8 protein-coding genes are annotated in these 6,456 nt (G+C 49.1%); 7 read left to right on the top strand and 1 reads right to left on the bottom strand.

The genetic code is table 11. From position 1 onward, the window contains the following. A partial coding sequence (locus tag DUT91_RS24185; RefSeq protein WP_147272280.1) for a transposase occupies positions 1-167 on the bottom strand: 167 nt, incomplete at its 3' end. A gap of 293 nt (positions 168-460) precedes the next feature. Here DUT91_RS24185 and DUT91_RS24190 point away from each other — a divergent pair. The 7 genes from DUT91_RS24190 to DUT91_RS24225 all read left to right on the top strand — a co-directional run bounded on the left by DUT91_RS24190 (position 461) and on the right by DUT91_RS24225 (position 6,332). After that, positions 461-826, top strand: coding sequence for a hypothetical protein (locus DUT91_RS24190; protein WP_114442948.1), 366 nt, complete (start codon positions 461-463; stop codon positions 824-826). Between the two features lie 59 nt (positions 827-885). Next, positions 886-1,197, top strand: coding sequence for a hypothetical protein (locus tag DUT91_RS24195; protein WP_114442949.1), 312 nt, complete (start codon positions 886-888; stop codon positions 1,195-1,197). 382 nt (positions 1,198-1,579) lie between these two features. After that, positions 1,580-1,894 (top strand): hypothetical protein, encoded by a 315-nt coding sequence (locus DUT91_RS24205; RefSeq protein ID WP_147272281.1) that lies wholly within the window; start codon positions 1,580-1,582, stop codon positions 1,892-1,894. Further along, the gene (locus tag DUT91_RS24210) at positions 1,894-2,454 is read left to right on the top strand and encodes a hypothetical protein (protein WP_160113713.1); all 561 of its coding nucleotides are present in this window, start codon (positions 1,894-1,896) and stop codon (positions 2,452-2,454) included. The genes DUT91_RS24205 and DUT91_RS24210 overlap by 1 nt, the downstream gene beginning before the upstream one ends. A 9-nt stretch (positions 2,455-2,463) precedes the next feature. Further along, positions 2,464-3,600 carry a pilus assembly protein N-terminal domain-containing protein gene (locus DUT91_RS24215; RefSeq protein WP_114442955.1) on the top strand — a complete coding sequence of 379 codons (1,137 nt, stop codon included), beginning with the start codon at positions 2,464-2,466 and terminating at the stop codon, positions 3,598-3,600. A 54-nt stretch (positions 3,601-3,654) separates the two neighbouring features. Next, a complete protein-coding gene (locus DUT91_RS24220) occupies positions 3,655-4,275 on the top strand; it encodes a hypothetical protein (protein WP_147272283.1) in 621 nt (206 codons plus the stop codon). After that, positions 4,272-6,332 carry a flagellar biosynthesis protein FlhA gene (locus DUT91_RS24225; protein ID WP_114442958.1) on the top strand — a complete coding sequence of 687 codons (2,061 nt, stop codon included), beginning with the start codon at positions 4,272-4,274 and terminating at the stop codon, positions 6,330-6,332. The genes DUT91_RS24220 and DUT91_RS24225 overlap by 4 nt, the downstream gene beginning before the upstream one ends. The last annotated feature ends 124 nt before the right edge of the window (positions 6,333-6,456 follow it).

The following is a 6,456-nucleotide window of genomic DNA, read 5'->3' on the forward strand; positions in this document are numbered from 1 at the left end:
AGACGCTTCATCTCAGACGGCATCAAACCAGCATACTTCTTGCGCCAGTTATAGAAGGTCGCGTCCGAAATGCCTGCTTTCCGACAGACCTCTCCGATAGGCGTCCCGTCTTCCGCCTGCTTCAAAATAAAGGCGATCTGCGCTTCCGAAAACCTCGAAGCCTTCATGGAATTCTCCTCTTTATCCCCGCGGGGATCATAAATGGAAAATTCCAGTTCCAAATGGCCTAATTTAACGGCGACACGTCATCGGATTTTGATGCGCCAGCGCGCTAAAATTGCATGAGAGCGATCCCTCCCACTAAAAGGCGCGAAGAAGCATATTACCCCAGAAATCCTGACATCACACAGTTATCAGTTCTTTCAAATTCAAGATAAGCAGCCTGTATGGTTTTCTCTATCATACATCAGTTGCAGTAGCGTCAATGTCTTCTGCAAGATGCCACGAAAGGAGGTGTAAAATGCCAGCCTTATTCGGCGCTATGTTTGGAATGAGCGTGATCCAACAAGTCATGGGTCTCTTTTCCATGTTCGGATCCATGAATCAATCGAGGCAGATCCAGGAACAACAAAGGAAGCAACTTGAAGAAAGTAATAAAAATACTCAAGCTCTGTTAGAGAAGCAAAAAAAAACCATCGATGAGAATAGAGAATTGACTGAGAAATTGAAATTGGAAATAGAAAAAATGGAAAAATCTAAAAATAAGGAACAGCCGCCTATCACTATCAACAATTTCAATAATGATAATAATAGATATAATCAATATCTCGATAAGTGGATTGTATGTCATGGATCTCCTAGTAAAAATGGGATGATTTTTTGCTAATTACTTCTGGCAATAAATAAAATTTAACTGAATTAGGCAAACCATGAAAGGACTATAAAATGGAAACTTCAATTGTTGACGCCCTGAAGGCATTCGTTCTTGGGTCTAGCGGGTCTAGCTTGTCAGAAACTCAGTCTGAGCTCGAAAAGCGGTGGTCAGATCAGACTCAGGCGAACCAGTTGCACTGGAACGGAGAGCAAACTAGGTACGACATGGAAAGACAGGGCAACCAGGCACGAGCGGCAATGGAACAGGAGACCCAGCGCTCCATTGTAAATGATAATGCCAAGCGTTTGGTCTCGTTAGCTGCTGACCAAGCCGGCCACCTCAAGGAATTGGGCCAGAAAATGGATCAACAAGCCGGTGTTTAACCCTTAGCCAAGGCAGACGCCGGATTGCGGCGTCTGCCTCCTCACATAGAAAAGATTGGCCTTGATTATGATCAACCCGCCTGCCTCTGCTCCCCCTTCCATGCCGTTGGAGGCAAACAATATCTCGGCTCAGCTCGCGCCAAGATATCAGATGCTTAACGTGCAATATTCGAATGAGCTTGCCTATACCCTTCGTGTTGCATCGCAATTGCAGAAAAGGCTGCTCGTGGCGCAGACGGACGCCGGAAATTCCCAGACGGAAAGGGCCATGTCAAATGCTGATATTCGTCAGAGAATGGGAAAGCTGGTGGGCAGGTTCAGTCTCGTGTTCAGACTTATACAGAGCATAAATTGAGAGGAATGCAGTCAACCTGGAGAAATGATGATGGATATCGTCGCTGATGTTTTACTGATGCTGTCATCCTTTGCCTTGCGAACGCAATTTCTGGAGAAAGCGACTTTCTATAGCCGCGTGGGCGTGGCCCTTTATCCTGAGGACGTGCGGCTGCGTGAAATATACGCCTATGCCTTGCTAGTCGATGGCAAGATTGCCGAGGCTAAGGATGCACTTGAAAGCATAACGTCAAACAGCCGGAATGTTGCATTTCTCCGTATGAAAATCCTCTTGCAGCTTTCCCCGCCATCGGGCGAGCGCCAAAATGCGATCAAGATCTACCTGCGCAAGGAGTATGTATGATGAACAAACGTATCGATGCGGTTGGGTCTCATCGCATAAAAACTATTCCTCCCGTCCATGTTTCGTCGAGCTCGGTCGCCGGGAAAATGCCGGGAGTAACAGCGCTCGCACCGGTAAGGGGAAATTCCGCTTCTTATAATGCCATGCTGGCGGAAGCATATGACGGAGATGCATCCGAAGCTCAGATCGCGATGAATCACGCTCTGCGTTTGGATGATCAAAAAGATTTCATCGACATACCGGAGGAGGATGCAGACAGTAGGCCTTCCCGTAGACGAGCGCATACCAGGGAACCAGCCGAAGAATTGGCCGCTCGCGACATTTCCATGCGAACCGAGGCAGGCAAGAATGTGAAGGCGGCGGATCATGGAGCGTCTTCTATAAAGGCGGATCACGATGATCTTATGTTGATGTCGAGCCAGATGCAGCCGATCGAAGCCGCGACCTACATAGTAGTCCCCGCTTTCATAAACCTCATTGAGATTTTTTCTCAGCCGCTGTGGCAGCGTCGGCCAGACGGGCCGGAGGCTTTGCTGTGCAACCAGACAGTTCGAGGCTAGGATCAAACCATGGGGTATTTGTATCACTTCATGATTGCGCATTCTTTACCCGCAGTGCGGGAAATGACAGGCGCCATGATGATGGCCTTGTGCTTTGTTGCTCTCGCTGATCCGGGTTATGCGGAAGAACGTCTCGTTATGGAGGTGGGAAAAGCGGTTCACCTGGAAGGCGTCAAAACGGCCGAATCGATCTTTGTCGCCGATCCAGAAATCGCGGATTTAAGTACCTCACCGGGACAAATTCAGTATGTTTACGCAAAAAAGCCTGGTGAAACGACGATTATCGCTACCGATGCGGATGGTAAAATCTTACGTTCGATCAATCTGATTGTTACATATAATCTATCGAAACTCCGGCATTCGATACAGCAACATTATCCTTCACAATCTATTTCCCTTAGCTTTGTCCCAGGGAGCATTCGTGTTTCAGGCAAGGTAAAGGATGAGTTCATTCACCAAGGCATCATAGCCACTCTAAACGGCAGCGTGCCTGACGCGACGATTATTGATGAAATCATCGTAACAAACAGAAATCTGACGCGCTTCGAGGTAAAGTTGGTCGAACTTTCCCCTGCTGGCCCTTATTCTGCTCAACTAAGCTGGACCGATTTGATTAATTCTTTGAGCAACGGGCAGTCTCTTTCCCAACAGCGCGCCAACCAGCTGAACGATGCAATCAATTATTTGCTCGCCCGAGGTGACGCACGGCTCGTGGCGTTGGCTACACTGACAGCTACCGATGACAAAAAAGCTGAATTTTCATCGGGAAATGAGTCCATCGGGGTCAATGTAACGTTGCAACTCCACTTTCTGCCGGGCGGTCGTGTGTCTCTGGACGTAACATCCGATTTTTCCCCTGCTGGCTTCGTCAGTGCCACAGTCGGCGCTCCCACCTTCCCGTCCCGGCACATAGCGTCGTCGTTTGAAATTGTTGGGGATCGGAGCATAGCGATCTCGGACCTGTCGGTGGAGACTGGACGCAGTCTGATAGTTATCGTTACGCCCCGCTTTGCCGGCAGGAATAAGCCTGTTCCGGTAATTAAAAACAGGCCGCAAACAAACCTAGAGTACATCCTGACGCAAAAATTGCCTCTGTCACGAAGAAAGGCCGTCCGCATCTACGGGCCGGCTGGCTTTCTCTATTAGGATTTTTACATCCAGGTTAACTTCGAACCGCTTAAGGATTAGACGCCGCCTCGGATGAAGAAACGATCTTTTCCCGTCTGTACCGCTTTCCTGTCGCTGGCGTATGGTATCATTCCACCCGCGCCTGCAGCCGTACTTCCAAAGGAAAACGCACCTTTCCATCAGCCTCGGGGAGACCAGGATATAGCTTCAATTATGCGTACTTTGGCCAAAAATCTGGGGGTTGCCATCCAGATAGACAAAGCAATTCAGGGACGAATATATCGCCAGACCAAGCCGGATGGGACCGCCCGGGCTTTTCTCGACGATATTTGCGCGGAATTTAATCTCGTATGGTATTTCGATGGCCAGACGCTTTATGTCACGCCATCCGACAAGCTCCGCATCGAGATTTTTACATTTGAAAAGAATGATGTGGAGGCCGTGCTCGATACGCTTAAACAGCTCGATCTCTATGCGTATCGGTTCACCCATAAATATACGAAGCATGACAAAATACTGTTAGTGAGAGGACCCGACCCCTATTTAAAAGTCCTTAAGCAGACATTCGAAGCGCTGGAAAAGAACGAGCCTCCGAAAGTGGCGGTCTTGCGCGGATCGCCAAGTACTTCTTTCCCGTATATGCCACCCATTCCGCCAGCCCAGCCCAATCTTTTACGGCCTCCCCAAAAATGAATGGCAAGCTCACTGGTTTCCTGGCGAAGGCGGCTCAACAAAAGGACATGTTCCTTGTTGTATTACTCGCCCTCGTGCTTGTAATGCTGATTTTGCCGTTGCCGGAATTCCTCATTGATGTTCTGATAACGATGAACATCAGTGCAGCAATTTTGATATTGTTGACGTCGTTTCACTTGCTCTCTCCTGTTCAATTTTCGACATTTCCTTCCGTCCTTCTTTTGACGACCCTATTTCGCCTTGCTATTTCGATATCCACGACACGTCTCATCCTAATGGATGGCAGTGCCGGAGCGATCATAAAAACCTTCGGCGAGGTTGTTGTTGGCGGCAACCTTGTCGTTGGCCTCGTTATTTTCCTCGTCATTACCCTGGTTCAGTTCCTGGTTATAACCAAAGGAGCGGACCGTGTTGCCGAAATCGGCGCCCGGTTTGCGCTGGATGGCATGCCCGGCAAGCAAATGAGCATCGACGCCGATGTTCGCGCTGGAAATCTTGATGTGACGGGAGCTCAGCAAGCGCGCCAAAAACTCGAGATGGAGGCAAAGCTGTTCGGCTCGATGGATGGCGCTATGAAATTCGTAAAAGGGGACGCCATCGCTGGTTTGGTCATTGCGGCAGTCAACCTGCTCGGCGGGATTGCCATTGGCTCGTTCCAGCATGGTATGCCAATGGGCGATGCCCTGCATCTCTATTCATTGATGACCGTGGGCGATGGCCTGGTCGCGCAAATCCCCGCTCTCATGATTTCGATGGCCGCCGGCAGTATTGTGACTCGTGTTGCTAATCCGGACGACCTCAATCTGGGAACCGAAATCGCACAGCAACTCCTGGGCAATCGGAAAACTCTTCTTGTTGCAGGGCTGCTCATCTCTCTTTTCGGTTTTGTGCCAGGTTTTCCCACACTCATTTTTCTAGCTATCGGCGTGGTTGTAGCCTCCGGACCCTATTTTGTCACTCGGCGAGAACGTGCCATGACTATCCACGCCGAAGCGGATTGGACTTTTAAACAATTGATGCTTGCCGAAACCTGCAACAGAATTGCGAAGGCGACCGGCAGCAAGGAAACCGTGATGCTTGTCCTGCCTTCTTCTATAATAAGTATCAACGTCTCTTACTTTTCAAAAGCGTTTGAAGCCTTAAAAGCTAGTCTTGAAAAGGAGTTCTTCATTAAGACGGGATATTGGAAATTCGAGATAGGGAACGAAACAGAGCTTTATCGGATTTTCATAAAGCAGGAGCTGGTGGGAACCGGAAAGTATGATCCGGGCGCGATATTCATCAAGGCAAACCCAAGTTATCTTTTGGAAATGGGGATACCGCCTCTTTCTGAGTTCGGTGCACGCGAAGGAGTGCTCGTGGATGCAAAATTCAGTCAGAAATTACAGGAGGATGGGGTTGAATTCTGGTCGCCGTGTGAGCAGCTTTTAATGCATGTCAAGAGCACCGCTATAAGGAACCTTGAGGTTTTTGCGACTTTCCAGAATACATCCGATCTTTTGTTCGAAGTGCAACGCGGTAATGCAGCATTAATCAATGATTTGCGGGAGGCCATGTCCAATCATAAGATTAGCCAGATCATGCGCTTTCTGCTGAGGGAGCGTATACCACTTACGAACCATACCAGGATATTGGAGGCCATCCTCCTATGGTCGAATAGGCGACCCGACCCGCTCTACGTTCTGCAAAGAGTTCGTCGCGAAATAGCAGATGTTATTACACAGAGGTTTGCTCTAGAGGGGTTCTTGCCGGTCATGGTTGTCGCTCCGACACTTGAATCCTTCATACGTGAAGGTATTCGCAATACCGAAGAGGGAACTTTCCTGGTCCTCGAACCTTCGATCTGTCGCCATATTGTCAATAAGATACGTGAAATTATAGGTGAAGGTTATAAAAAAGGCCAGCATCCCGTCCTGATAACGCAGCAGGATATCCGGCATACGATGTATAATATATTTCATGAACACGGCATCTATATGCCAGTGCTGGCGTATCAGGAAGTATCGCCGGAAACCGTGGTATATCCTGTCGGGTATCTCTCCGCTGAGCCGGACTGAACCGCCCCGGGTTTGCCGGAGGCTATTTGGTTTAAGTTATGCAGCCAATGCCGGTTCGTCCAGCATGGCGTAATATCGCTCCTCGGCTTCGGCTGGGGGTATATTTCCGATGGGTTCCAGCAGC

Source organism: Paramesorhizobium salinisoli (genome assembly GCF_003335045.1).
Lineage (GTDB): Bacteria > Pseudomonadota > Alphaproteobacteria > Rhizobiales > Rhizobiaceae > Paramesorhizobium > Paramesorhizobium salinisoli.